Raw genomic sequence first — 25631 nt, forward strand, 5'->3', positions numbered from 1 at the left:
CCCTACTTCTTCGCCTTCACCGCGATGCTTTCCGGCAGATCCTCGCCGAACACGCGCTGATAATATTCTGCCACGATGCTGCGCTCGGCCTCGTCGCACTTGTTCAGGAACGACAGACGGAAGGCAAAGCCGACATTGTTGAAGATCACCGCGTTCTGCGCCCAGGTGATCACCGTGCGCGGACTCATCACCGTGGAAATGTCACCGCCCATGAAGCCGGCGCGGGTCATGTCGGCCACGCGCACCATGTTGGAAACCGTCTTGCGGCCGGCTTCGGTGTCGAATTCCTTCACCTTGGCCGTCACGATGGCACTTTCGGTGTGGTGCGGCAGGTAATTCAGCGTGGTGACGATGCTCCAGCGGTCCATCTGGCCCTGGTTGATCTGCTGGGTGCCATGATAGAGCCCAGTGGTGTCACCCAAACCCACGGTGTTGGCGGTGGCAAACAGCCGGAACCATGGGTTGGGACGGATCACCCGGTTCTGATCGAGCAGGGTCAGCTTGCCTTCCACTTCCAGTACGCGCTGGATCACGAACATCACGTCCGGGCGGCCGGCGTCATATTCGTCGAACACCAGCGCCGTGGGGGTCTGCAGCGCCCACGGCAGCAGGCCTTCGCGGAATTCGGTCACCTGCGCGCCGTTCCTCAGCACGATGGCATCCTTGCCGATCAGATCGATGCGGCTGATGTGGCTGTCGAGGTTGATGCGCACGCACGGCCAGTTGAGGCGGGCGGCCACCTGCTCGATATGGGTGGATTTGCCGGTGCCGTGATAGCCCTGCACCATCACGCGGCGGTTGAAGGCAAAGCCGGCAAGAATGGCCAGCGTGGTGTCTGGGTCGAACACATAGGCCGGATCCAGATCCGGCACGCGATCATCCTTCACCGAAAAGGCTGGCACAGCCATATCGATATCGACGCCGAACACCTCACGGGCGTCCACCGTGGTGTCCGGCGCATTCATCGCCACCGGCGGGGTTTCGTGCATATCGCTCACGTGTTGTTCGACTCCGTATTGTATCCGGCTGCTGCCTTCAGGTGCGTAAAGGCGTTGACCACCGCCTGCAACTTCCCTTCGTGGCTTCTGTCCCCCCCATTGCTGTCAGGGTGGTAGCGGCGCACGAGCCCGCGATAGGTGCGGCGGATGTCGGCCGCGGTGGCGTTGCGGTCAAGCCCCAGCGTGCCCAGCGCCTGGGCATCGCCCTTGTCGGCCCAGCGTCCGGGTGGTGAGCGTGACGGCCGCAGCGGTTCATCGAACAGCCCATGCGTATCGCCAAAAGTGAAGGCCATGCGGCCACCGCGCACCACATCCTTCTCCCACCCGGCCAGCGGCGATTGGGCAGCATGGATTTCATCGGGCGAGAGGCCATCAAAATAATTGTAACCGGCGTTGAACGCCCGGACATGATCAAGGCACAGATACTGCCAGCCGCCAACATCGCCCGGCACCCGATTGGACCGCGGCGCCCGGAATTCGCCATTACCGGCACAACCCGGCCAGCCACAGGCCTGCGGCTCGGGGGTTTCCACCCGCCCGTGCCACCGGCTGTGGCGTGGTTGGCTCTGGCTTGAAATATCTGTCGTCCTTCTGTCTGCCCGGTCTATAACGGCCTCGACAGGAGACGATATGGGCAAGGTTGCCGCAGAAATCCAATCCCGGCTGATGGCCGCACTGGCGCCGACCGCCCTTGAGGTGATCGACGACAGCCACCAGCACCATGGCCATGCCGGTCATCGCGGCGACGATGCCGAATCGCATTTCACCGTGAAGATCAGCGCAGCCAGCTTTGCCGGGCAAAACCGCATCGCCCGCCAACGCGCCGTCTATGCTGCGCTGGGCGATCTGGTCGCGCCTGATCGCATCCACGCGCTGCGCATCGTCGCATCGGCCCCCGGCGACGTCTGATGCGCGCCGCGATTGCCGCCCTTGCCCTGCTGGTCGCCGCACCAACGCTGGCCGCCACCGAAGCAGCCGGCAGCTTGGACGGCGTCACCATCATCGATCGGCTGGACGTGAACGACATCGCCGCCGGCAGCGTGCAGCGCTTCTGGTTCCGCGCCGGGATGAGCCCCGTCGGCCAGCCGTGGCTGGTGCCGGTGGTCGTGGTCAAAGGCGCCCAACCCGGCCCGCGCCTGCTGCTTACGGCCGGCATCCACGGCGATGAACTGAACGGCATCGCCGTTCTGCACCGGTTGGCCGCCACGGTGGACCCAGCCAAGCTGGCCGGCACGCTCACGCTGGTGCCCGGCCTCAATCCGCCCGGCCTGCTGCAATCGACCCGGCAATGGACGCCGGACTGGTCCCGCAGTGCCCCCAATCTGAACCGTGAGCTGCCCGGCAAGGAAGGCGGCTCTGCCATCGCCGATTTCGCTGGCCGGCTGTGGAGCCGCCTGATCCGCCCCAATGCCGACAGCGCGGTGGACCTGCACACCCAATCCCGCGGCACGGCCTACATGATGTATGCCTTTGCCTCCACGCCGCGCACCCGCCGCATGGCCGAACTGGTGGCGCCCGACATCATCAAGATGGACAAGGGTGACAAGGGCACGGTGGAAAACACGCTGACCGATGATGGCGTACCGGCAATCACGCTGGAACTGGGCCGGCCCGAAATGTTCGACGACACCATGATTGCGCGCGCCGAGTCCGGCCTCACCAACCTGATGCGCGAGATGAAGATGCTGCCCGGCAAGGTGACGCCGCCGCCAGGCGGCCTGACCGTGGCAAATGACATCGTTGCCGTGCGCGCCCGCCTGCCCGGCTGGGCCCGCCTGCTGCTGCCGATCGGCAGCGCGGTGAAGAAGGATCAACCGATCGCCGAAGTGCGCGATGCCTTTGGCCGCAGCCTGGAAACGGTAGTGGCACCGGCCGATGGCCGCATCAACATGATCACCACCGACCCCCGCGTCGCCGCCGGCGACACCATTGCCCGCATCGTCTGGTGGTCCCCCGATCCTGCGTGCCAGAACGGTTGCTGACTTGAGTTGGAAGCGCGCAGCGGCTATCCGAAACGGCGCGCCGGATTAGCTCAGCGGTAGAGCAGCGGTTTTGTAAACCGAAGGTCGGGGGTTCAATCCCCTCATCCGGCACCACAGTTTTTATCTTAAATGTTGATTTAATTGTATAAAACATTAATGTAAAAATTTTTATCCCCTTAAATATCCCCTTTAAACTCTGATATGTAGGTTGTTATACCAACTCTCACTGGTATTCACCCATGGGCCCATTGGCGCAGTCCGATGGACATGATGCGCCAAGGCTGATCCATTCGGCTTCCGCCGTCATAAATCACCGCAGGCGCCAGAAGCCGGCGAACCTGCCCAGCATCGCGCCGCGACTGCGCCAGACGCCGCAAATCCGTCGCTGTGAAGCCCGCTCGCAAACCCACCGCCGCAGCCATGACAACCTCCCTCGAAAGGGAATGTTGGATCACATCATCGCACGCTTGGGAATCGCCCGCGTGAGACAGACTTCACGATCATTGGTATTACTACCCCAACTGTGCCGCTGCCCGAGCCGCTGGCGCTGCTCCCATAAGGGTCGAAGGCTGGCGACGGCACCCACAGCCTTGTCAGAAATCACAAATCCGGGCAGATTTCGCCTTGAGCCAGCGTTCATCTGGGGACTGTCGGTTCAGAGGCTTGTCACCCAGTCCTTCACCCTATTGCCCTGTCCATACGCCTGCTTTATATTGAAATCTCGAATTTTTGTATCACGTGCAACATTACAATGATCTGGGGAGATTACTATGTGTGCATGCAACGGCTGTAATTCATCTGGTTTGTCGCGACGCGGTATTTTAGCGGCAGGCGTAGGCGCTCTGGCGCTGGCGGCAGAAGCTCCGGGAGCACGCGCCCAATCGGCGCGGTCCGCCGAGACCCCGGATGCCGCTTTTGCCCGCCTGATGGAGGGCAATGCGCGCTACGTCTCCGGAGAGATGAATCAGCGCGACTTCTCCGCGGGGCGCGCCGCGCGCGCTCAAGGTCAGGCGCCGTTTGCCGCCATCTTGGGATGTGCGGATTCACGCGTGGCTCCCGAACTCGCGTTCGACCAGGGTCCTGGCGAATTGTTCATTGTCCGCGTCGCCGGTAATTTCGTGACGCCCGAAGGGTTGGGTAGCCTCGAGTTTGGCGCCGCGGTGCTGGGCACCAAGGTGATCATGGTGCTTGGCCATACGAGCTGTGGCGCGGTCAATGCGACGGTTGAGGCCGTTCAAAAAGGCAACAACCTGCCTGGCCACATCGCGGGCCTAGTGACGGCCATGAAGCCCGGCATCGAGCCTGTCGTGAAAGCCGGTGGAACGGATCTAGAGCAGCGCTCCGTCGTAGCGAACGTGCGGGCCAATGTGAGCCGGCTGCAGACCGAGAAGCCGATCCTAGGAGACATGGTGGCCGCCGGTAAGCTCAAAGTGGTCGGCGCCTACTACGATTTGCCCACCGGCAAGGTTATCCTCGTTTAGGCATTTGGCTTCGCTGCTCCTGCGGGTGGCGCTGTTGCCCGTCGTTGTTCTGTGCCTCGGTGCGACTTGCGCCGGGCCCAGACGACCGCTCAAACGACCGCCAATCTAAAACTGCGACCGCGGCGCGGCGCTCGCAGCTCGTTCACTGGCACTGTCACATTTGTCAAATCGCATCCAAACGCGACCCCCTTTTCGCCCTCCAAAGGGGGTCGTTTTTGGACGCGATTCTACAAACCGGCACGACTCCGTCATGCCGGAGCCGCTGAATCTTCATAGTGGCGCCTTCGAACCGTCATGGCGACGAAATGCGGATTGCCTAGCCAGACGTCCGATCAATCGGGGGTCTTTATCATGATGCTGCGCGCCATTCTGGCTGGAACGACTGCCTGTCTTGCCTTTGCTTCGCCAGCCCTTGCCCAAACGCTGGCAGCCGCCAATGCGGATGCCGGGCTCACTGAAATCGTCGTCACCGCCGAACGCCGCGAAACCAAGTTGCAGAAAACCCCGATCTCCATTTCGGTCGCCACCGCTGCTGATCTCGAAAACCGCCGGGTGCAGAGCCTGTCTGATCTCGCTGACGGCAGCATCCCGTCTTTGCGCATCGCCCCCTTCTTCTCGCGCACCTCGGCCCTCACCGTCGGGATTCGCGGCATCGTGCCGTTCGATGCCAACCAGCCCAGCCGCGATGCCACGGTGGGTATCTATGTCGATGGTGTCTTCCTGGGCCGCAGTCAGGGACTGGGCGCAGCGCTGCTCGATATCGAACGGATCGAAGTGCTCAAGGGCCCGCAGGGCACGTTGTTCGGCCGCAACGCGGTGGGTGGGGCCGTCAATATCGTCACCCGCAAACCAACCGGCGAGTTCGGCGGTCGCCTACTGGGCGGCATCCGCAATTTCAACGGCTACAGCGCTGAACTCCATCTCGATCTGCCAGAATGGAATGGCCTTTCGTTCAAGCTGGACGGCATTGCTACCCGTCGCGATGGCACGGTGGACAACCCGCTGGAAGGTCAGGAGGATTTCAACCGATTCGAACGGCGTGGCCTGCGCGCCTCGGTGCTGTGGCGGCCGTCGAGCGATTTCAGCGCGCTCTATGCCTTTGATATTTCCTATGACGCGACCACGCCAAATTATCTTCAACTGCTGTCGCGCAGCCCGAACGCTCTGCCCAATTCGCCACTGGTGCGCGTGCAGGCCCGCAGGGCGCAGACGGCGCTGGTCGGCGTGCCGCAGGAAGACAGTGTGGGCAAGACCAACGGGCACCTGCTGACGCTCGACTGGAAGATCAGCGATAGCGTCGAGTTCCGTTCAATCAGCGCCTATCGCGAAGTCGATCAGACCCAGTTCGACAATGGCTTCGGCATCATCGCCTCGGTTTTCCGCCCCAACGCCAATGTCGTGCGTTACAGCCTCGCCAATCTGGTCCAGCACCAGTTCAGCCAGGAACTGCAGCTGCTCGGCACGTCGGAGCGCCTCACCTGGGTCACCGGTCTCTTTTATTATCGCGAAAAGGGCAGCGACGACGCCTGGGCGCCCAACACCATGCGCTGGAATGCCGACGGCAGCGCGCTGACCGTCCTTCCATCGCTGGTGGCCGGACAAGTCACCCCGTTCCCGGATCGCGCCAGCACGGCGCGCGCCACCAGCTATGCGGCGTTTGCGCAGGCCACCTACACGCCGCCGATCTTCGATGACCGCCTGAAGCTCACCGCCGGCGGCCGCTACACCCACGACAAGCGGTCGGGCGTGCTGTTCAAGGTGAACGGCGCCGATACCAATTTCACCTTCGATCGCAGCTACAACCGCTTCGATCCGATGGTGACGTTGGCCTTCGATGCCACCGACGATGTGCATGTCTATGGCAAGTGGGGCACCGCCTATCGCGCCGGCGGCGCCAACTCGCGCTCGGTCAATTATCGCTCCTTCGATCCGGAAAGCGTCGAAACCTTCGAAGTCGGCTTCAAGTCGGAATTTCTCGACAACAAGGCGCGGCTGAATGCTGCCTATTACACCACACGCTACACCGACATTCAGATCGATTTTTCCGCCCAGCTCGTCGCCGGTACCACCCGCACCACCATCGAAACGGTGAATGCGCCTGGCAATGGCCGCATCCAGGGCCTGGAAATCGATTTCACCGTGGCGCCGATCAAGGGCTTCACCCTCGCCGCCAGCTATGCCCACACCAAGGGCAATCTGCCGCTGGCGCAGAACCCCTTCAACAACAACAATTTCCAGCGACCATTCATCGTCTTCACGCCAGATAATGCCTACAGCTTCGCCGCCGATTTCAACGAGGATGTCGGCTTCGGCGTGGTGCGGGCCCACCTTGATGCCAATATCGCCGATCCGGTACGCGGCCTGCCGGGTGAAGCCACCTTCTCGGACCGCAGTGTGCTGGTCAACGGCCGGCTGGCGCTGACCGATATCGAAATCGGCAACGGCACCCGCGCTGAAATCGCGCTGTGGTCGCGCAACCTGCTCAATCGCCAGCAGGTCTATCTGCGCAGCGTCGCCGCCCAGGCCGCCACCGGCCCCTATGGCATTTTCAACGAACCGCGCACCTTTGGTGCCGATATCCAGGTGCGGTTCTGATCCGAAAGCCGATCCGATGACCAAGCAACTTGCCCTGATCGCACTGGGCCTTGTAGCCGCCGCGCCAGCCCATGCGCTGACCGAAGCCAGCGTCGAACGGATCGACGCCGAAACCCTGGTGGTGCGCTGGACAGCCAAGCGCCCGGTGGACGTGCTGGTGAGCGAAGCGCCAGACGCGGCTGCCCGTGCTGCCACGCTGGCTTCGGCGGCAGACGGCGATGGCGAACATCGCCTCGGCGTGCCAGCCGGCCAGCGCCGCTATGTGCTGCTAAGGGAACGCGGCACGGGCAAGACGTTGCGCGTCGCCGAACGGCTGCTGCCGCTGGAGGCCGGCTCCAATTTCCGCGACATCGGCGGCTATCAGGGCGCCGGCGGCAAACATGTGCGCTGGGGCCTGATCTATCGTTCGGGCGGGCAGCCCCTGCTCACTGCCGCCGATCAGGCCCAGATCGCCCGGCTGCGCCTTGCCAATCTCGTCGATCTGCGTTCGGCCGAAGAACGCCGCCTGGCCCCGACCCGCATCGAACAGGTGCGTTACAATGCGGTGGGCTATTCGATGGCGGCCCTGATGCCGGCCGGTGGTGTGGCGGCGGTGCGCAATGGAAGTGCCATCTATCGCGGTTTCCCCACCCTGCTCGCCCCGCATCTGCGGCTGGTGTTCGATCGCGTGCTGAATGAGCGCGGGGCACTGGCCTACAACTGCTCCGCCGGGCAGGATCGCACCGGCTTTGTCACCGCCATGATCCTGTCAGCCCTGGGCGTGCCGCGCGCCACCATCATGGCCGATTATCAGCTTTCCACCCAATTGCGCCGGCCGCAGTTCGAAATGCCCAGGCTGGATCCGGCGGTGGTTGCTAATGATCCGGTGGCGCGCATGTTTGCCGGCTATCAGACACCGCAGGCCGCCGCGCCCACGCCCCTGGTGGAAGCCGATGGCACGCCCTTCCTCGCCGGCGCCTTTGCCGAGATTGAAGCAAGATACGGCACCGTAGAGGCCTATCTCGAACGCGAAGCCGGCCTGACCCCGGCCCGGCGAAAGGCGCTGCAGGCGGCCTATCTCGAATAAGGCAGGGCCATTGTCATCCCTGTCGGCGTCCCGAGGTGCGATTGCGACTGGCAACCACGGCCGCCAGCCACGTTGCCAGTACCGGGCCAAGCCAATCGGCCACCTGTTCCGGCTGCACCCATAGCCGGGCATCCAGCGCACCCCACCACGGCAGATTGGCACGCAATCCATCGCCGAACTGTTCGATCCAGCGATATTCCGCCTGTGCCACCTCTCGCCCCAGGAAATAGCCGCTGGCCAGCGCCGCTCCGATCCACCAATTGCGGGTGGTGAGGCCGATCACGGCCTGGATGGCCACCGCGGCCAACGCATGTTCGACAAGATTCATCATCGGCTCATCGGCTTCCTGTGCTGGGGCCACAGCTTGCCCGATGCCACGCGCAAGCAAAAGCGGCCCGCCCTACGCAATCGTCCGCTCTTTCCTTTTTGCCAGTGGCCAAGCAGGGTCAGGCGTGACAGCCTGTGCGCTGCAACATGCAATAATCCACACACGGGGAAGGTGCGCCATGCATTTCGAATATAGCGACAAAACCAAAGGCCTGATCGAAAGGCTGCGCGGCTTCATGGACGAGCATATCTACCCCAACGAAGAGCGCTATCATCGTGAAGTGCAGGAAGGCGATCGCTGGAAGGTGCTGCCGGTGATCGAGGAACTGAAGCCCAAGGCCCGCGCCGCCGGGCTGTGGAACCTGTTCCTCAACATCTGCGATCACGACACCGGCGAGTGGAAGGGCCCCGGCCTCACCAACCTCGAATATGCGCCGCTGGCCGAGGAAATGGGCCGCGCTGGCTGGTCATCCGAAGTGTTCAACTGCTCCGCGCCCGATACCGGCAACATGGAAGTGCTGCGCACCTATGGCAGCGAAGAGCAGAAGCAGACCTGGCTGAAGCCGCTGATGGCCGGCGAAATCCGCTCCGCCTTCCTGATGACCGAACCGGCTGTCGCTTCTTCCGACGCGACCAACATTGAAACCTCCATCCGCCGCGACGGTGATCATTATGTCGTCAACGGCCGCAAATGGTGGTCGTCGGGCGTGGGTGATCCGCGCTGCAAGATCGCCATTGTGATGGGGAAGACCGATCCCAGCGCGCCGCGGCACAGCCAGCAGAGCCAGATCCTGGTGCCGCTGGATGCACCCGGCATCACCAAGCTGCGCCCGCTCAACGTGTTCGGCTTTGATGACGCGCCGCACGGCCACTTCGAAGTGATTCTGGACAATGTTCGCGTGCCGGTTGCCAACATGATCCTGGGCGAAGGCCGCGGCTTTGAAATCGCGCAGGGCCGCCTTGGCCCGGGCCGCATCCACCACTGCATGCGCTCCATCGGCGCCGCCGAACGCGCGCTGGAAAAGATGGTGAAGCGCCTGAAGAGCCGCGTCGCTTTCGGCAAGCCGATTTCGGAACACAGCCTGTGGCACGAGCGCATCGCCGATTCGCGCATCGCCATCGAACAGGCCCGCCTGCTCACGCTCAAGGCCGCCTACATGATGGACACAGTCGGCAACAAGGCCGCGGCCAACGAGATCGCGATGATCAAGGTGGTGGCGCCGAACATGAGCTGCCTGATCCACGACCACGCCATCCAGGCCCATGGCGGCGGCGGCGTGTGCCAGGATTATGGCCTCGCCAGTGGTTATGCCGGCCAGCGCACACTGCGCCTGGCCGACGGCCCGGACGAAGTGCACCGCGCAGCCATCGCCAAGAACGAACTGCGGAAATACAACTAAGGCTGCAAGGCGGCGGGGAAGGGCTTGCACCACAAGCCCTCCCCTGCTACCCGCGCCATCTGCCGAAGGGGCGCTCAGGCGCTTCATTTCCCTGGTGTGCGGCCATGGCGGAATTGGTAGACGCGCAACGTTGAGGTCGTTGTGGCCGAAAGGCCGTGGAAGTTCGAGTCTTCTTGGCCGCACCATTTGGGAACAATACCGGGCCGGCTTTGCCGGATAGGTTGGTAAGCGCACAATCGAGCGGTTATCTCCAAATTGTAATCGCTCTGCCGCACTTCATGTTTAATGGACCGCGATGTTCATGGGTGTGCAGGGGCAAGAATCGCGCGGGCGGGGGCCGCCATGGTTTGGTATGGCCGGAGATTTGCCGCGGTTGCTGCTGGGCGGTTTGGCAGCCTTTGCGGCCTACTTTGCCATGTACGCATTCCGCAAACCGCTGGCCGTGGCAGGCTGGACCGATGTCGGCTTTCACCCCTTCGGCCTTGATTACAAAACGGCGCTCGTGATCGTGCAGGTGGTGGGATATGCCGCCTCCAAGCTCATTGGCATCAGGGTGATGGCTGAATTTGGCCGCATAGGCCGAGCCAGCGTCATCTTCGGCCTGATCAGCATTTCATGGGCCTGCCTGATTGCCTTTGCGCTGCTGCCGCCGGTGCTTGGTCTGGCCTGTATCTTAATGAACGGCTTTGCACTTGGGATGATCTGGGGGCTGGTGTTCAGCTATCTGGAAGGGCGGCGCACCACCGAACTTCTGGGTGCCATGTTGTGCGGGGCGTTCATCCTGGCCTCTGGTGTCGTCAAGTCGGCCGGTGCGCTGTTGTTGCAGGAAGGCGTACCGGAACATTGGATGCCAGCTGCAACCGGCCTGCCGTTTTTCCCGGTGCTGATTCTGTCTTTATGGCTGTTGGAGCGGATGCCGGCGCCATCGGCCGCCGACGAGGCTGAGCGAACACCGCGCCGCCCTATGGACAAGACCGAGCGGGCGGCCTTTCTGCAGGCGCATGGGCTACCGATGGCGCTGTTGACGGCCAGTTATATCGTGCTCACCGCCATGCGCGATTTCCGGGACAATTTCGCGGCCGAACTCTGGACGGCGTTAGGCATGGGCGGGTCGGCAGCGGTGTTTTCCGCCAGCGAGTTGCCGGTGGCGGTGATCGCGCTCGGTGCACTTGCCGGGCTGATCCTGGTGCGCGACAACGTGAAGGCAATGTTGGCGATGCACGGGGTGATCATGCTGGGCGGCGCGCTTTTGGGGCTGGGCACATTGGCTTTCCAGGCCGGCCTACTTGGCCCGATGCCGTGGATGATTCTGGCCGGTGCAGGGCTTTATCTGGCCTATCTACCGTTCAACGCCATGCTGTTTGATCGCATGATTGCCGTGCTGGGCCGAACGGCCAATGCCGGTTTCCTGATCTACATTGCCGACACTGCTGGGTATGCGGGCAGCATCGCCCTTCTGCTGTGGCGCAGCCTGTTTGCCCCTGCCGCGGACTGGGTGCCCTTGTTCATCGCATTTGCCCATGTCGCAGCCGTGCTCATTATCGTGCTTACCGGTATTTCGGCCCTGTATTTCTGGCGCCGGGCCGGCCAAAAACGGGAGATTCCTGATTGTCTGACGTGATCGTGGTGGGCGCCGGTATTGTCGGTTTGGCCCATGCGTTGGCTGCGGTACGCGCTGGCGCGCGGGTGATGGTGGTCGACCGGGACGCGCGCGCGAATGGCGCCTCCATCCGCAATTTCGGCTTCATCACCGTCACCGGGCAGGAACAAGGCCGGGTGTGGCGCCTGGCAAGGCGCAGCGCCGCCATCTGGCGGAACGTGGCACCCGCCGCTGGCATCCGCATCGATCAGGAAGGTCTGCTTGTTGTGGGGCAGCGCCCTGAATCATCGGCGGTCCTCGATGCCTTCATGGCCACTGAAATGGGAGAAGGGTGCCGACGCCTGAACCCATCTTCGGTCGCCGATCTCTGCCCGCAGGCCCATGCGCCTGCTGGCGCCATCCTCAGCACGCATGATCTGCGCGTCGAATCGCGCGAAGCGCTGCCCCGACTGGCCGCCTGGCTGGCCGAGGTGCATGGCGTGCGCTTCCGTTTCGGCAGCGCCGTAGTGGGTATGGAAACCGGCCGTGTCGCGTTGGCCAATGGTGAAGCGCTGGCGGCCGATGCCATTTTCGCCTGCCCTGGCGATGACTGGGCCTCGCTGTTCCCGTCGATTTATGCCGAGGAATCAATCACTCGCTGCAAGCTGCAGATGCTGCGCCTTGCGGCGCCCGGCTGGCGGCTTCCGGCCCCGGTCATGAGCGATCTCAGCCTGGTCCGCTACCTCGGCTATGCCGCGCTGCCCGAAGCTGCAGCGTTGAAGGCCCAGCTGGAACAGGAACAAGCCGAAGCCCTTGGTTGGGGCATCCATCTGATTGTGGTGCAGAGCGCCGATGGGAGCCTGGTGGTGGGTGACAGCCATGAATATGGCCCGACACCTGACCCCTTCGGTCGTGCCGACATCGATGCCGCCATGCTTCGCCAGTATGAGGCGGTTCTGGGCGCGCCTCCTGCGGTGGCCGAACGCTGGACCGGCACCTATGCCTCGGCCGCCGGCCACAGCATCGTGCGCTCACCGATGCCCGGCGTGCACTTGGTGGTGGTGACCAGTGGCACCGGTGCTTCCACCGGGTTCGCGCTGGCCGAAGAAACGGTGAACGGCGTGTTCGGCAATAGGGAGCCAATCTGTTGAGCGCAAATCTGCAGGCTGTGGTGTTCGACTGGGCGGGCACGATGATCGATTTCGGCAGCCGCGCGCCAGTGGTGGCGCTGCTCAAGCTGTTTGATGGCTTTGATGTGCCGATCAGCGAGGCCGAGGCCCGGGCCGACATGGGGATGGCAAAGCGCGACCATATCGCCGCCATTCTCGCCCAGCCGCGTGTGGCTGCCGCCTGGGCCGCGCGCTATGGCAAGACCCCTGACGTGACAGACGGTGACCGGCTGTTTGCCCGCATTACCCCTCTGATGCAGCCCGCCGCACGCGAAACCGCCGTGCTGATCCCCGGCGCTGCCGACGTGGTGCGCCAGTTGCGCGGACAAGGCGTGAAGATCGGTTCGTGCACCGGCTACACGCGGGAAATGATGGCCGATATCCTGCCCGCCGCCGCCGCGCAGGGTTATACCCCTGATTGCCTCGTATGCGCCGGTGACACGGCCTTCGGTCGGCCTTCGCCATTGATGCTGTGGAAGAACATGGTGGAACTGGGGGTATGGCCAGCCGCCGCTGTGGTTAAGGTGGACGACGCTGCGGTGGGCATAGCCGAGGGGCGCAGCGCCGGCACTTGGACGGTGGGTGTGGCCGCCAGTGGCAACAGCGTTGGCCTGTCGGCCGAGGCGCTGGCGGTGCTTCCAGTGGAGGAGCGGGCCGATCGTATCGCATCTGCCCGGGCCGAACTGCTGGCGGCCGGCGCCCATGTGGTGATCGATACCGTGGCCGATCTGCCGGCAGTGTTGACCGGCTTTGCTTACGGCTGAGCAGAAACGCGCAGCAGGCTGGCCAGCAGAGGGCGCCAACTGTCGAGCGGGGGCACCGCACAGTGGGGATCCTTGGCAGCATCATCCCAACGACGCAGCGTCACGGCATCGGCTGCGTGCGGCTGCGCGCAGAAACGGGCCTGCTCTTCGATGTCCATCGGCCCGCCCTGCAGCACAAGGCTGAGGATGGAGGCGGCGCTGAGACCGGCTTGGTATGCTGGATCGACGGCGCACAGATAGCGCTTGGCCGCGACATGCAGGCGAACGGGTTCGGTGACCGCCGGCCCGAACCAGTGGGCCAGCAGGTCTGCACCCCGCTGTTCGTGGCGGGCATCAACGGTGTCATGCTCAGCCGCCGCTCCCGCGTCATCCAGTAACTGGCCGATGTCGTGCAGCAGCGCGGCAGCGACGAGTGCAGGGGCAGCACCCGCCGCCTGTGCAAGGGCTGCGCACTGCACGGCATGGGCATATTGCGTCACGTGCTCACCGTAATGCTGCATGCCGGCGGACCGGAATGGCGCCAGCAACTGGTCGAGAGCAGCGTCGGTCATGGCTGTTGCCACCCGGCTCAGCGTTCTGTGTAAAGCCTCACCAGTTCCCGCCGCTCGGTCAGGTTCAAGCCCAGCTCGCCGGCCAGATAGCCATCCACACCGCCTTTGTGGGCGTCCATCACGGCGAACACCGCTTCGATATAGGCGCGATCGACGCCCATGATGGCCTGCAGCGCTTCGGGCGGCATCCGGCGGAACATGGCCGATTGTGGATCATTGCCACCGGTCAGTTTGCCGGGATCGAAATAGCGGTTGGAGAGCAGGTAATCGCCGATCACGTCTTGACGCCCGACGCCCAGCGCGGTCAGCAGCAGGGCGGCGGCCACGCCGGTCCGATCCTTGCCGGCAGAGCAGTTGAAGGCGAGCGGCGCGCGGCCGGCCAGCAGTTCGCCAAACATCCGGCGGTACTGGCCGTTGAACTGCTTCAGGATCTGCGGATAGGTGGAGGTCATTGCCGCGCGCGCCTGCTCGCCGGAGGGCAGTGTGGGGCCGAACAGGCGGACGATGGCGCTCATGTCATTCTGATAATCATCGGCGAGCACCACCGGCGCCTTGCCGGCCGGCCAGTTGACCGGTGCCGACGTCCGTTCCCGCACGTCGCGGAAGTCGCAGACGGTGCGGATGCCACGGCCGGCAAGTGTGGCAAAGTCCGCCGGTGTCAGGCTTGCCATCGCGCCAGAACGGAACAACAGGCCCCACCGGACGCTGCGCCCGTCGGCGGCCCTGTAACCACCCAGATCGCGGAAATTATTGCCGCCCTGCAGCGGCAGCAGCCGATCATGCGGCGCCGCCACAGCTTGCGGCGGCGCCACGGCCTTTGCCACGACGGGCGCCAGCGGCAGCAGCATGGCAATCAGGATCAGCGGCAGTCGCATGTGCATTGTGGTTCTCTCGGCTCATCAACGCGCCGGCGTTAGCCCGCCCTTGTGTCAGAGCAATGACAAGCGGAGCGAGCAACCAAATCGCAAGATTTTTGCCGCGAAAGCTTAACTGGAAAGCCAATTTTTATTTACACACCACCGGTACGCCCACGGTTGGCATACCGCGATCGGCTGCAAGGCCGGCGCATTCAAAACAGGGGCAGCATCATGAAAATCCGTCGGGCCAATCTGGCCACCACATCGCTTGTCGCATTGCTCGTCGCTCAACCTGCGCTGGCAGCTGATGCGGCCGCTGCCGCAAATGCCGAGGCAGAGGGTCTGGCCGAAATCGTGGTCACCGCGCAAAAGCGCAGCGAAAATCTGCAGAAGACCCCGATCGCCATTGCCGTGCTGGACAGCGCCGTGCTGGCTGACCGCCACGTGGTGTCGCTGCTCGATCTTGGCGATGGCGCCATCCCGTCGCTGAAGATTGCACCCTTCTTCTCGCGCCCCGGCGTGCTCGTGATCAACATCCGCGGCGTCGGCGTGATGGCGGACAGCAACCAGCCGGCCCGCGATCAGGGCGTCGGCGTTTATGTTGATGGCGTCTATCTCGGCCGCGCTCAGGGCTTGGGCGCTGCGCTTTATGATGTCGAGAATATCGAAGTGCTGAAGGGCCCGCAGGGCACCCTGTTCGGCCGCAACACCATGGGCGGCGCGGTGAGCATCGTTACCAAGAAGCCCAGTGGCAAGTTCAAGTCCAACACCACTTTGGGCGTTGGCAACTACAACAGCTACAACGCGGTCACCCACATCGATCTGCCGGAAGTCGCCAACATCAGCTTCAAGATCGACGGCATCCTTTCGCGTCGCGACGGCATGGTGGACAACCCTTTGCAAGGCCAGAACGATTTCAACAGCTTCGACAAGCGCGGCATCCGTCTCGAAGCGTTGTGGCGTCCGACTGACAATTTCAGCGTCGATGTCGCAGTCGACAACAGCTATGATGCCACCAGCACCATGTATCTGCAGCAGGTTACCCGCCCGCTGGGCCTTCCGGCCACGGCCACTGCGCCGGCGATCGCGCCCAACTTCGTGGCAGGGATCAACCCGGTGTCGGCAACCCGGCTCAGCGCCGCCAAGGTGGGCGTGCCGCAGCCGCTGAGCATCGGCAAGACCGAAGGCTATCGCCTTGGTATGGAATGGGACGCGACTTCCACGCTGAAGTTCAAGTCGATCACGGCCTATCGCGTGATGAGCCAGACCCAATGGGACAATGGCTCGGCGGATTCGACGCTGTCGATCGCGCCGACTGCGGCCAATCCCAATGGCAACTTCCTGATTGCCACCGCCGGCGGGCCTTATCAGTTTGCCCGGATCAGCGTGGCGCCATTCCGCCAGAACCAACTCAGCCAGGAACTGGAAGCAGTCGGCGAAATCGGCCGCTTGAAGTTCGCTGCCGGCGCCTTGTTCTATCAGGAAAAGGTGCAGGACAACGCCCAGGCGTTCAACACCAATGTCGTCACGGATGCCGCCGGCACCACCTTCGCCCAGCGCCAGATCGATTTCAACACGCAGGTCGTCCAGCGCGCCAGCTATGTGCGGGTCACCAGCGTTGGTGTGTTCGGCCAGGGTATCTACACGCCGCCGATTGCTGACGACAAGATCCACCTCACCTTGGGTGGTCGTTGGACGCGTGACCAAAAGCAGGGCAATCTTTTCACCATCAACGGGGCCCTCCCGATTGTGCCGGTGAATGGCGTCAACGTCTCTGCCAAGATCCCGCTTGATCAGGCCTGGAGCCGCTTCGATCCGCTGGTCACCCTGGCTGCCGAAGTGACAGACGATATCCTGGTCTATGGCAAGTGGAGCACCGGTTATCGTTCGGGCGGCGCCAGCTCGCGCTCGCTGACCTACCGCTCGTTCAATCCAGAATCCGTGTCGATCTTCGAAATTGGCGGCAAGGCCCAGTTTTTCGACAACCGGGTGCGCTTCAACTTCGCGGCGTTCACGGGGACGTACAAGGACATCCAGCTCGATTTCAGCGGCCTGTATGAAGACGTGATCAACGGTGTCCGCGTCACCACCACCCGCACCACCACCGACATCATCAATGCGCCGGGCACCGGCCGGGTGAAGGGTTTCGAGCTTGAGTTTCTGGTCAACCCGGCCAAGGGCCTGACCCTGTCGGCCAGCTATGCCAAGAACATTGTCACCATCCCGCCGACGCTCAACCCGTTCCCGCAGACGGGCGGCGTGCTGATACCCGTGCCGGTGCCGATCTATCAGGTCTACACGCCGGAAAACACCGCCAGCGTCTCGATCGACTATGATCTGCCGATCAAGGACTTCAACCTGCACGCCCACATTGATGGCAATTATGATTCGGGCTTCTATGCCAACTACACCGACGTGACCTATGATCCGGTCACCCGCGCGGTGCGCTTTGCCCAGCCGAAGGGCGATTCAGGCTTCATCGTCAACAGCCGCCTGGCTCTTGCAGATATCCCGCTGGGCGGCGGCGATGGCAAGCTGACGCTGGCAGTGTGGGCCCGCAACCTGCTCAACTCCCAGTTCCTGTTCTGGAAGTCCGGCAGCCCGCAAGGCGGCATCAGCGGCTTCTTCAACGACTTCCGCACCTATGGTGTGGAAGCCAATGTGCGCTTCTGATCATCGTCCCGGCCGTTTCGCGATGGGTGCATGACCATCGCACAGTGAAGGGGCTGCTTTCCTCTGTTTGAGGACGGAAGCGCAGCCGGGGTTGGAAATGCGTATCTCAGCTGGGCGAGCACGAGAACCAACGTGCTCGCCCAGCCTCGTTTAACTGGCAGAAGCATCAATTTGTCCGGCGCGCTTCCGCGATTGAACGGGCTCTACCTTCGACTGGCTAAAAATCAGCCAATCCGCCGTCCATTATCGCCGTCTTGTCGAATTGGGGGTCGATGGCCGTCTAGAGCCTTTCCAAACAGCCGCGCAGGCTGTGGATCCCGCAAGCGCCGTCAGGATTCAGACAAAATCCACTTTTATCGCAGCCGCGGTTGGAAGCGCCCCCTTTCAAGCGCGTGACGCGTGCGGAATCGGCATTTGGCCAGCGCTCTAGCCGCCACCGGGCAGGATGCGATCACGCCTGAACAGCAGCACTGCGCTCACGCTACTTGTTCTGCCGCCACACCGATCACCCGTGTTTGGTCCGGGCCTGGCGCGGGCATGAAAAACCCGTGCCGGCTGTGTGCCGACACAGGCTCCTCATCTGGCTCTGCAACCCGCGGCTTGCGGCCCGAAAATCGCCCGCCGTGGTTGCAACCGAGCTCAAATCTTGAAGCGCAGGCCCATGCGATAGCTGCGGCCCAGCAGGTCATAGACCGGTGAGACGCCGAACGACGTGCTGGCCGGCGAACAGGCTTGGCTCGTCAGTTGAGGCTGGCGCCCTTTCAGACAATGCAGATTATCAGCGATTCTCCATCGGGAGGCCCAGTGGCGTCGGCCCGCCGCTGGCCCAGTCCAGCAGTTCCACCATGTGGACGATATGCAGTTCGGGCCGGGCGATCTGGCCGATGCAGCCGATGTTGCTGGTGGCCACGATATGGGCGCCCGTGGCGGCCAGCGCGGCCTGCTTGCGGGCCTTCAGTGTGGCCGACATTTCGGGCTGCAGGATCGCATAACTGCCGGCCGATCCGCAGCAGATATGGGCTTCGGCCGGATCTCGTACGTCAAAGCCGGCGGCCACCAGCAACCGGCGCGGTGCCGCCTTCACCTGCTGGCCGTGCTGCAGCGAACATGCACTGTGCCAAGCAACAGGCAAGCCCGGCGCGATTTGCGACGGCAGCGATGGCAGCAGCGCCAGATACTCGGAAATGTCGCGCGCTTGGGCTGCAACGGCGGCGGCGCGGGCGGCCATGGCAGGATCATCGGCAAACAGCGCTGCGTAATCCTTGATCACCGTGCCGCAGCCCGATGCAGTGATGATGATGGCATCAACAGCGCCAGCTGCTTCCCAGGCTTCGATGTTGGCGCGGGCATGGGCGGCGGCAGCGGCTTCCCGTCCCAGGTGATGATCGATCGCACCGCAGCAGGCCGACTGCCGGGTGATCACCACCTCCACCCCGTGGCGGGCAAGCAGGCGCAGCGCGGCATCGTCGATGGCCGGGCGCAACACCGGCTGCACACAGCCCAGGTGCAGGATCACCCGGCCGGCGCGGGCACCCACAGGCGGCAGCGGCGCCCGGCGTTCAGCCAGGCCCGGTGCCGGCACGGCATCCGGCACCATCGCCAGCATGGCCGCCAGACGGGCGGGCAACAGGGGCGCCAGGCCGCGCACCAGCCGGCCAGCGCGCAGCAACGCCCGGAACAGGCCGCGCCGGGTGAGCACCGCCGGCAGCAAGGCGCGCAGCAGCCGATCGGGCCGCGGCCGGCGATGGGTGGTTTCGATATGGGCGCGGGCGGCATCAACCAGATGCATGTAATCCACGCCCGAAGGGCAGGTGGTGGTGCATGACAGGCACGACAGGCAGCGATCAATATGATGCACGGCGCGCGGCGATGGAGCCACTTCCGGGTTGGCCAGCATGTCCTTCATCAGCCAGATGCGGCCGCGCGGACTGTCCAGCTCATCACCGGTGACGAGATAGGTCGGGCAGGTGGCGGTGCAGAACCCGCAATGCACGCATTTGCGGATGCGATCCTGCGCAGCGGCGACATCGATACTGCTCATGCCGCGCCCCCTGGTGCCGCCGCCGGAGAGAGGATGCCGGCCGGATCGAACTGCGCCTTCACCCGCGCTGACAGGGCCGCCAGACCCGGCTCCAGTGGCGCACGTGCCGGGATGGGCGAGGCCGGCCCGCGCAGCCGTTCGGCGTGGCCGTCGCGCCCGGCGGCTTGCGCCACAAGCGCATGCAGATCGAGATCAGCGGCACCAGCCGACAGCAGCACCCAGGCCAGGGCGCCGGCCCAATCCAGCCGCAGGCGCGCATCAGGCGGCAACAACGCGGCCAGCGCCGGCGCGCGGCTGGCGGGCAGCGGGCAACGCCAGATGATTTCGTCGGCTTGCACATGGCCATAAAGGCTGGCGATCGCCGTCCAAAGCCCGCGGCTGGCGTCGCCCTCGATCAGCCTGCTGGCGGGCAGCCGGGCGCGGGCGGCGTCCACCAGCGCCGGCAGGACGGCCGGGCTGGATTCGATGCGCAACTGCACCTCGCCCTCACTCCACGCCGCGCCCGTGATACCGCCATCAACCATCAGCGCATCGGCCATGATACGCACCGCTTTGGCCGCCGTGTCGGCGGGCAGCTGCAGCGTCGCCTGCGCAGGCGCCAGCGGCAGCACTTTCAGAGTGATTTGTGTCAACACCGCCAGCGTGCCACGTGAGCCGGTGAGCAGGCGCGGCAGATCAAAGCCCGTCACGTTCTTGAGCACCTTGCCGCCCGCCGTGAAGATCTCGCCGCGCCCGGTCACGCCAGACAGGCCCAGCACATGATCGCGGCACGCCCCGGCAAAGGGCCGGCGCGGGCCGGAAAGCCCGCTCGCCACGGCGCCGCCGATGGTGCCGTGGCCCAGGCCCCAGATTGCATCGGGCGAAGGCGGCTCGAACGCCAGACACTGGCCGGATTGGGCCAACAGCTTTTCGACATGATCGAGCGGCGTCGATGCCGGCAGGGTGAGCAGCAATTCGCCCGGATCATGATCGATGCTGCCCCCAAGGCCGGTCAGATCCAGGTCCGCGTCTGCGGCGCCGGGGCCGATGCCGGGCCGGCTGCCGGTGCCGGACACGGCCAACGACCGCCCATGCACCGCTGCATCGCGAATCATCTCGGCCAGTTCCTCGATCGTGGCAGGACGATAAGCCATCAGAATCTAGGGAGTTCGGGGAACGGCAGCTGCCCACCGTGGACGTGCATGGCGTTCATTTCGGCACAGCGCGACAAGGTGGGGAACAATTTGCCGGGATTGAGCAGGCTGTGCTCGTCAAAGGCGCATTTCAGCCGGCTCTGCACCTCAAGATCGGTGGCGCTGAACTGGTGTTCCATCAGATCGCGTTTCTCGACACCCACGCCATGTTCGCCGGTCAGCACGCCACCGGCATCAACGCAGGCCATCAATATTTCGGCGCCGGCCGCCTCTGCGGCCTCGGTCTGGCCCGGCACGGAGGCATCATACATCACCAGCGGATGCAGATTGCCGTCGCCAGCGTGGAAGACATTGGCGACCCCCAGGCCATGGCGGGCAACGATGGCGCTGATCTCGCCCAGCACCGCACCAAGCTGCCGGCGCGGGATGGTGCCATCAACGCAATAATAATCCGACGCGATGCGGCCCACGGCGGGGAAGGCTGCCTTGCGCCCGGCCCAGAACAGCAGGCGCTGCGCCTCGTCGGTGGAGGCGCGCAGGTGGGTACAGTTGTGAGCATTTGCGATGGTGGTGATGCGGGCTAGCTGATCGTCCACCTCCGCCGCGCTGCCATCGGCTTCGGCAATCATCAGCGCTTCCACATCAGTGGGATAGCCGGCCTGCACGAAATCTTCGGCGGCGCGGACGGCCAGCGCGTCCATCATCTCGAGGCCCGCCGGGATGATGCCGGCCGCAATGATGGCCGCCACGCAATCGCTGGCATCGGCAACGGAAGGGAAACCCAGCAGCAGCGCGCGGCTCGTGGCCGGCTTGGGCAGGATACGCACCGTGGCTTCGGTGACGACGCCCAAAAGCCCTTCGGAACCGCACACCAGCCCGAGCAGATCATAGCCGGCCTGTTCCTGCCCCGGGCCGCCCAGCCGCAGCACCGTGCCGTCCATCAGCACCAGTTCCACCCCCAGCAGATTGGGGCTGGTGGTGCCATACTTCAGGCAATGCACCCCGCCGGCATTTTCCGCGACATTGCCGCCGATCGAGCAGGCAATCTGGCTGGACGGATCGGGCGCGTAGTAAAAGCCCTTGTGGGCAATGGCCTGGGAGACGGCGAGATTGGTGACACCAGGCTGCACCACGGCGCAGCGATTGTCGTAATCCACGCTCAGGATGCGGTTGAAGCGCGCCATGCCCAGCACGATGCCATCGGCCAGCGGCAGCGCCCCGCCCGAAAGCGACGTGCCCGATCCGCGCGCCACCACCTTCACGCCATTGGCATGGCACCAAGCCAGGACCTTGCTTACCTGTTCGGTCGTGCGCGGCAACACCACGGCTAGCGGGCTCTGCCGGTACATCACCAGCCCATCGCTGCCATAAGGTGAGACGCCTGCCGAATCGGCGATTACCCCATCCGGCACAATGGCGGCGAGGGCAGCGGCGATCTGGGCCTGTCGGGCCATGACAGCTGCGTCGGGTTCGGGCATCTTCATGCGTTCATCCTGCGCCGAAGCCCGCCTGCTTTGCTAGGGCCAAATACGCGACCCTGTACCGCTCTCCGGCGGCGATTGCAGCCTGTGCACCAAGTCGGGTGATCACGAAATGTGAAGCCTCGGCGATTATTGGCGTCACAACCAGAAGCGCACACCCGTGCGCAGCGACCAGCCGCCCGGATTTTCGCCCGCGGCCTGCGCCAGCCGCGCTGACTCGCCCAGCCGCCGCTCAAACATCACCGCAACATAGGGCGCCACGCGGCGGGTGATTTCGTAGCGGGTCAGCACGCCCGCCTCGATGATGGCCGGGCCCGGCGCGATCAGCCGTTCCGGCACGCGCGTCAGATAGATGTCGGTCTCGAACAACGGCTGCACCACCAGCCGGTTGGTCATCCTGAGATCGAACGACTGGCGCAGCCGCAGCAGCACGTCGCCCTTGAAACCGAAGAAGGCATGCGCTTCGGTTTCGAAGAACAAGGGCGACAGGCCCTGGACGCCCACCACGGCATAGCTGCGGGCGTCGGGCTGGATATCGTGGCGCAAGCCAACCTGCGCATCGAAGAACATCGCGATGTTGCGGCTGTAGAGCGCCTGGAACTCGCTCTGCTCCAGCCGCGGCCCCTTGGTCTCGCCCTCGGTGCGCCACCAGAATTTGTTCACATCGCCGCCAATCCAGCCCTGCACTTCCCAGTTGGCAACCCATTTGCCGTCAAAGCGGGTGATGTCCGCCTCTTCGACCAGCGTGTAGTTGTTGATGGCATCGCCGTGGCCGTGGCCATCCTTCGCCAAGGCGGGCGCCGCCAGCAACGCGGCGAGCAGGACGGCGCGCATCAATGGACATGACCCGCCGCCGGCACGGCCTTGCCATCCGGGCCCAGCACATTGGCCACCACCAGCTTGCCCATCATGCCCGAATTCATGTGATAGAGCAGGTGGCAGTGCAGCGGCCATTCGCCGGCTTCGTTCGCCGTCAGGATGATCGACTGGGTGCGCCCCGGTGCCACCACGATCACGTTCTTTTCCGGCATCAGCCCCGGCGCCTGGCCGTTTTCGACTTCAAAGAACATGCCGTGCAGGTGCATCGGGTGCGCCATCATCGTTTCGTTGATGAAGGTCACCCGCACGCGCTCGCCAAACCTCACGTCGATGGGCGGGCCTTCGCCGAACTTGTGGCCGTTCAGCGTCCAGATATAGCGCTCCATATTGCCCTGCAGCCGCACGATGATCTCCCGCGTCGGCGGCGCGGTCTCCTTGGGATTGAGCGCCACCAGGTCGCGCATGGAGAGCACGCGGGCCCCATAAGGCGCACCGGTGGCCCAGCCAAAGACGCGGCCCGAACCATCAGTGTCGCCTTCCTTGCCCAGCACCGGCATGTTCATCATGCCCTTCATCTTGCTGTGGTCCATCCCGGCCATCGGGTCCTTGCCATAGCCATAATCGACCACCGGGAAGGGCGTGCCGCCCGCAGGCTTCTCGGCTAGCGCCACGGCAGTGGCGGCACGCGGGCCGGCGGCCTTGGGGGTACAATGGCCCATGGCGGCATGTTCCGGCGGGCAATCAGGGTCAGCCGGCTTCACGGCCGCGGGAGCCTTGGGGGTGCAATGGCCCATCGCCGCATGCTCCGGTGGGCAATCAGGGTCGGCAGCGCCAGCCGCAACAGGCGTCACACCGGCAATCTGGCAATGGCCCATTGCGGCGTGTTCGGCCGTGCAGGCCTCGCCCGGCGCTGGCATCGAATGGCCCATCTCGGCCAGCAGCAGCACCTGTTTCGGCCGAGCGGCCGGTGCGGCCACGGTGAGCGCCGGATCACTGGTCAACCGCCCGAGCACACTGGCGCGCCGGTCGAGTGTTTCCACCCACAGGGCATGGGCGCCGGCCGGTGGCTCCACGATCACGTCATAGGTTTCAGCCACGCCCATCCGGAATTCATCCACCGTCACCGGCTGCACCGGCCGGCCATCGGCGGCAACGATGGTCATCGGCACACCCGGAATGCGGATGTCCATGAAGCTCATTGCGCTGCCGTTGATGAAGCGCAGCCGCACGCGCTGGCCGGGCTGGAAGGCCAGGGTCGGCCCCGCCGCGGTTGGCCGGCCGTGCATCAACAGCGCATAGCCGGTGACATCGGCGATATCGGTCGCATCCATGCGCATGTCGCCCCACGCCGCGCGCTCGGCCATGGTCGCCTTCATCCCGAATTTCTTCGCATCACGCATCAGCTCGGGCAGCGTGCGCTTGTTCCAGTTGTAATAACCGGAATCGCTTTTCAGATTTTTCTGCACCCGGGCCGGATCTTCACGCGTGTGGTCCGACAGCAGGATCACATGCTCCACATCAGACTTGATCGGGTCCTCGGCCTTGGGCGCGATGATCAGCGCGCCATATTGGCCGGCCTGTTCCTGGCCCCCGCTGTGGGCGTGATACCAATAAGTGCCGCTCTGCCTTATGCGGATGCGATAGGTGTAGGTCTCGCCCGGCGCGATGCCGGCAAAGCCGTTGAACCCCGGCGCACCATCATAGGCACCATCGACCAGAAGCCCATGCCAATGGATGGAGGTGGTGGCGCTCAGCTTGTTGGTGACGCGCACCACCGCTTCCTCGCCCTCCTTGAAGCGCAAGGTTGGGCCGGGCACGGTGCCGTTGATCGCGATCACGCTGTCGGTGCGGCCAGGCACGATCTGCATCGCTGCCCGTTCGACCACCAGATCATAAGTGCCGGCCTGCGCCAGTGCGGGCAGCAACAGGCCAGTAACAAGGAGAAGCAGTCGCAACATCATGCCGCTCCATGCATCGCCAGCATCCAGAAGGCCATGGCGATCATCGTCACATTCTCCAGCAGCGACACAAAGCCCAGGGGCACGTTGCTGCCGCCGCCGACACAGGCGCAGGTGAGCGTGCGGCGCTCGATGTAGACCGCCTTGATCACCGAGACTGCGCCGATGGAGCCAATGAAAAGCGCAATTGCCGACGACAGCCAGACCAATTGGCCCGACAACATCAGCACGCCGGCCGCAGCCTCCGCCCACGCATAGACAGTGGCATAAGGCAGCCACGCTCGCGCCAGCAGATCATAGCCGATGAAGCCGGTGACAAAGCCTTCAATATCCTTCAGCTTCAAAAAGGCGAGCAGGCACATCGCCATCCCAACGAACCATTCGGCGGCGTGCAGCGTGAAGGGCGTGCCCATGGTCGCCATGCTCAGCGCCAGCGCCATCGCGCCGGCCATGCCGAACAGGGCGATCACCGGGCGATAGCTGATCGCCTTCGGGTCATGCAGCTTCAGCCCAAGCCATTGGCGCAGATCATCATGGCCACCGACGCGCTGGCCGGCGATCCAGATCTGCGGGGTGGTCTTCACGTCGTTGGCGGCCTTGAACGCCTCCACCTCTTCGCGGCTGGTCAGCAGTTGGTCCTCGAATTCATAGCCGTGGCTGCGCAGCAAATGGCGCGCGCGCAGGCCCCAGGGGCAGACATGATCGGGCAACGCCATGCGCACCAGCAGGGCTGTGCGGGGAAGCTGTGCATCCATCG

The 25631-nt window shown here is 64.2% G+C and carries 21 protein-coding genes and 2 tRNA genes; 12 read left to right on the forward strand and 11 right to left on the reverse strand.

Annotated elements, in window-relative coordinates; all coding sequences use genetic code 11:
• Positions 1–2: 2 nt before the first annotated feature.
• Positions 3–989, reverse strand: coding sequence for a cobaltochelatase subunit CobS (gene cobS / locus G566_RS0108950; RefSeq protein WP_040605560.1), 987 nt, complete (start codon positions 987–989; stop codon positions 3–5).
• A 5-nt stretch (positions 990–994) separates the two neighbouring features.
• Positions 995–1531, reverse strand: a complete 537-nt coding sequence (locus tag G566_RS0108955; RefSeq protein ID WP_243442432.1) for a J domain-containing protein — start codon at positions 1529–1531, stop codon at positions 995–997.
• Positions 1532–1628: 97 nt separating this feature from the next.
• On the opposite strand from G566_RS0108955, the gene G566_RS0108960 reads away from it, so the two are divergent.
• The 6 genes from G566_RS0108960 (at position 1629) to G566_RS0108990 (ending at position 8122) form a co-directional block, all read left to right on the forward strand.
• Positions 1629–1907: a BolA family protein gene (locus G566_RS0108960; RefSeq protein WP_022680337.1), complete on the forward strand. Its 279-nt coding sequence runs from the start codon at positions 1629–1631 to the stop codon at positions 1905–1907.
• Complete coding sequence (locus G566_RS0108965; RefSeq protein WP_022680338.1) at positions 1907–2980, forward strand: succinylglutamate desuccinylase/aspartoacylase family protein; 1074 nt, start codon at positions 1907–1909, stop codon at positions 2978–2980. Before G566_RS0108960 ends, G566_RS0108965 begins: the two co-directional genes overlap by 1 nt.
• A gap of 39 nt (positions 2981–3019) precedes the next feature.
• Positions 3020–3094, forward strand: a tRNA-Thr gene (locus tag G566_RS0108970).
• Between the two features lie 812 nt (positions 3095–3906).
• Entirely contained in the window at positions 3907–4461 is a 555-nt protein-coding gene (locus tag G566_RS0108980; RefSeq protein WP_207789919.1) for a carbonic anhydrase, read from the forward strand.
• Between the two features lie 351 nt (positions 4462–4812).
• A complete protein-coding gene (locus tag G566_RS0108985) occupies positions 4813–7056 on the forward strand; it encodes a TonB-dependent receptor (protein WP_040605524.1) in 2244 nt (747 codons plus the stop codon).
• Between the two features lie 16 nt (positions 7057–7072).
• Entirely contained in the window at positions 7073–8122 is a 1050-nt protein-coding gene (locus G566_RS0108990; protein WP_022680342.1) for a tyrosine-protein phosphatase, read from the forward strand.
• Between the two features lie 13 nt (positions 8123–8135).
• Here the strand turns inward: G566_RS0108990 and G566_RS0108995 are convergent, their stop codons facing one another.
• Positions 8136–8453: a hypothetical protein gene (locus tag G566_RS0108995; RefSeq protein ID WP_243442433.1), complete on the reverse strand. Its 318-nt coding sequence runs from the start codon at positions 8451–8453 to the stop codon at positions 8136–8138.
• A 175-nt stretch (positions 8454–8628) separates the two neighbouring features.
• Between G566_RS0108995 and G566_RS0109000 the strand changes: the two genes are divergently transcribed.
• The 5 genes from G566_RS0109000 to phnX all read left to right on the forward strand — a co-directional run bounded on the left by G566_RS0109000 (position 8629) and on the right by phnX (position 13361).
• Positions 8629–9849 carry an acyl-CoA dehydrogenase family protein gene (locus tag G566_RS0109000; RefSeq protein WP_022680344.1) on the forward strand — a complete coding sequence of 407 codons (1221 nt, stop codon included), beginning with the start codon at positions 8629–8631 and terminating at the stop codon, positions 9847–9849.
• A gap of 98 nt (positions 9850–9947) precedes the next feature.
• Positions 9948–10034: transfer RNA gene (locus tag G566_RS0109005), tRNA-Leu, on the forward strand.
• A gap of 230 nt (positions 10035–10264) precedes the next feature.
• Positions 10265–11470 (forward strand): DUF5690 family protein, encoded by a 1206-nt coding sequence (locus G566_RS14000; protein WP_243442434.1) that lies wholly within the window; start codon positions 10265–10267, stop codon positions 11468–11470.
• On the forward strand, positions 11467–12579 hold the full coding sequence (locus tag G566_RS0109015; RefSeq protein WP_243442436.1) for a TIGR03364 family FAD-dependent oxidoreductase: 1113 nt from the start codon (positions 11467–11469) through the stop codon (positions 12577–12579). The genes G566_RS14000 and G566_RS0109015 overlap by 4 nt, the downstream gene beginning before the upstream one ends.
• The gene (gene phnX, locus G566_RS0109020; RefSeq protein WP_022680346.1) at positions 12576–13361 is read left to right on the forward strand and encodes a phosphonoacetaldehyde hydrolase; all 786 of its coding nucleotides are present in this window, start codon (positions 12576–12578) and stop codon (positions 13359–13361) included. The genes G566_RS0109015 and phnX overlap by 4 nt, the downstream gene beginning before the upstream one ends.
• On the opposite strand, the gene G566_RS0109025 is transcribed toward phnX, so the two are convergent.
• The gene (locus G566_RS0109025) at positions 13352–13912 is read right to left on the reverse strand and encodes a phosphonate degradation HD-domain oxygenase (RefSeq protein ID WP_022680347.1); all 561 of its coding nucleotides are present in this window, start codon (positions 13910–13912) and stop codon (positions 13352–13354) included. The two genes, phnX and G566_RS0109025, sit on opposite strands and share 10 nt — an antisense overlap.
• Before the next feature lie 17 nt (positions 13913–13929).
• The gene (locus G566_RS0109030) at positions 13930–14793 is read right to left on the reverse strand and encodes a tyrosine-protein phosphatase (protein ID WP_022680348.1); all 864 of its coding nucleotides are present in this window, start codon (positions 14791–14793) and stop codon (positions 13930–13932) included.
• Between the two features lie 207 nt (positions 14794–15000).
• Between G566_RS0109030 and G566_RS0109035 the strand changes: the two genes are divergently transcribed.
• Positions 15001–17442 (forward strand): TonB-dependent receptor, encoded by a 2442-nt coding sequence (locus tag G566_RS0109035; protein ID WP_051136011.1) that lies wholly within the window; start codon positions 15001–15003, stop codon positions 17440–17442.
• 778 nt (positions 17443–18220) lie between these two features.
• Here the strand turns inward: G566_RS0109035 and glcF are convergent.
• The 6 genes from glcF to G566_RS0109065 form a co-directional block, all read right to left on the reverse strand.
• A complete protein-coding gene (gene glcF, locus G566_RS0109040) occupies positions 18221–19483 on the reverse strand; it encodes a glycolate oxidase subunit GlcF (RefSeq protein WP_022680350.1) in 1263 nt (420 codons plus the stop codon).
• The gene (locus G566_RS0109045; protein ID WP_022680351.1) at positions 19480–20616 is read right to left on the reverse strand and encodes an FAD-binding protein; all 1137 of its coding nucleotides are present in this window, start codon (positions 20614–20616) and stop codon (positions 19480–19482) included. The genes glcF and G566_RS0109045 overlap by 4 nt, the downstream gene beginning before the upstream one ends.
• Positions 20616–22100, reverse strand: a complete 1485-nt coding sequence (locus G566_RS0109050) for an FAD-linked oxidase C-terminal domain-containing protein (RefSeq protein ID WP_022680352.1) — start codon at positions 22098–22100, stop codon at positions 20616–20618. The genes G566_RS0109045 and G566_RS0109050 overlap by 1 nt, the downstream gene beginning before the upstream one ends.
• A gap of 135 nt (positions 22101–22235) precedes the next feature.
• Positions 22236–22931 (reverse strand): copper resistance protein B, encoded by a 696-nt coding sequence (locus G566_RS14005; RefSeq protein ID WP_022680353.1) that lies wholly within the window; start codon positions 22929–22931, stop codon positions 22236–22238.
• Complete coding sequence (locus tag G566_RS15675; protein ID WP_022680354.1) at positions 22931–24877, reverse strand: multicopper oxidase domain-containing protein; 1947 nt, start codon at positions 24875–24877, stop codon at positions 22931–22933. The genes G566_RS14005 and G566_RS15675 overlap by 1 nt, the downstream gene beginning before the upstream one ends.
• Positions 24874–25629 (reverse strand): MauE/DoxX family redox-associated membrane protein, encoded by a 756-nt coding sequence (locus G566_RS0109065; RefSeq protein WP_029131471.1) that lies wholly within the window; start codon positions 25627–25629, stop codon positions 24874–24876. Before G566_RS0109065 ends, G566_RS15675 begins: the two co-directional genes overlap by 4 nt.
• Between the last annotated feature and the right edge of the window lie 2 nt (positions 25630–25631).

It is taken from the genome of Sandarakinorhabdus limnophila DSM 17366 (assembly GCF_000420765.1).
Classification (GTDB): domain Bacteria; phylum Pseudomonadota; class Alphaproteobacteria; order Sphingomonadales; family Sphingomonadaceae; genus Sandarakinorhabdus; species Sandarakinorhabdus limnophila.

Coding starts and splice junctions, on each gene's coding strand:
- cobS (WP_040605560.1), bottom strand. CDS start 989: ATGCACGAAACCCCGCCGGTGGCGATGAATGCGCCGGACACCACGGTG.
- G566_RS0108960 (WP_022680337.1), top strand. CDS start 1,629: ATGGGCAAGGTTGCCGCAGAAATCCAATCCCGGCTGATGGCCGCACTG.
- G566_RS0108965 (WP_022680338.1), top strand. CDS start 1,907: ATGCGCGCCGCGATTGCCGCCCTTGCCCTGCTGGTCGCCGCACCAACG.
- G566_RS0108980 (WP_207789919.1), top strand. CDS start 3,907: ATGGAGGGCAATGCGCGCTACGTCTCCGGAGAGATGAATCAGCGCGAC.
- G566_RS0108985 (WP_040605524.1), top strand. CDS start 4,813: ATGATGCTGCGCGCCATTCTGGCTGGAACGACTGCCTGTCTTGCCTTT.
- G566_RS0108990 (WP_022680342.1), top strand. CDS start 7,073: ATGACCAAGCAACTTGCCCTGATCGCACTGGGCCTTGTAGCCGCCGCG.
- G566_RS0108995 (WP_243442433.1), bottom strand. CDS start 8,453: ATGATGAATCTTGTCGAACATGCGTTGGCCGCGGTGGCCATCCAGGCC.
- G566_RS0109000 (WP_022680344.1), top strand. CDS start 8,629: ATGCATTTCGAATATAGCGACAAAACCAAAGGCCTGATCGAAAGGCTG.
- G566_RS14000 (WP_243442434.1), top strand. CDS start 10,265: ATGTACGCATTCCGCAAACCGCTGGCCGTGGCAGGCTGGACCGATGTC.
- G566_RS0109025 (WP_022680347.1), bottom strand. CDS start 13,912: ATGACCGACGCTGCTCTCGACCAGTTGCTGGCGCCATTCCGGTCCGCC.
- G566_RS0109030 (WP_022680348.1), bottom strand. CDS start 14,793: ATGCACATGCGACTGCCGCTGATCCTGATTGCCATGCTGCTGCCGCTG.
- G566_RS0109035 (WP_051136011.1), top strand. CDS start 15,001: ATGAAAATCCGTCGGGCCAATCTGGCCACCACATCGCTTGTCGCATTG.
- glcF (WP_022680350.1), bottom strand. CDS start 19,483: ATGAGCAGTATCGATGTCGCCGCTGCGCAGGATCGCATCCGCAAATGC.
- G566_RS0109045 (WP_022680351.1), bottom strand. CDS start 20,616: ATGGCTTATCGTCCTGCCACGATCGAGGAACTGGCCGAGATGATTCGC.
- G566_RS0109050 (WP_022680352.1), bottom strand. CDS start 22,100: ATGAAGATGCCCGAACCCGACGCAGCTGTCATGGCCCGACAGGCCCAG.
- G566_RS14005 (WP_022680353.1), bottom strand. CDS start 22,931: ATGCGCGCCGTCCTGCTCGCCGCGTTGCTGGCGGCGCCCGCCTTGGCG.
- G566_RS15675 (WP_022680354.1), bottom strand. CDS start 24,877: ATGATGTTGCGACTGCTTCTCCTTGTTACTGGCCTGTTGCTGCCCGCA.
- G566_RS0109065 (WP_029131471.1), bottom strand. CDS start 25,629: ATGGATGCACAGCTTCCCCGCACAGCCCTGCTGGTGCGCATGGCGTTG.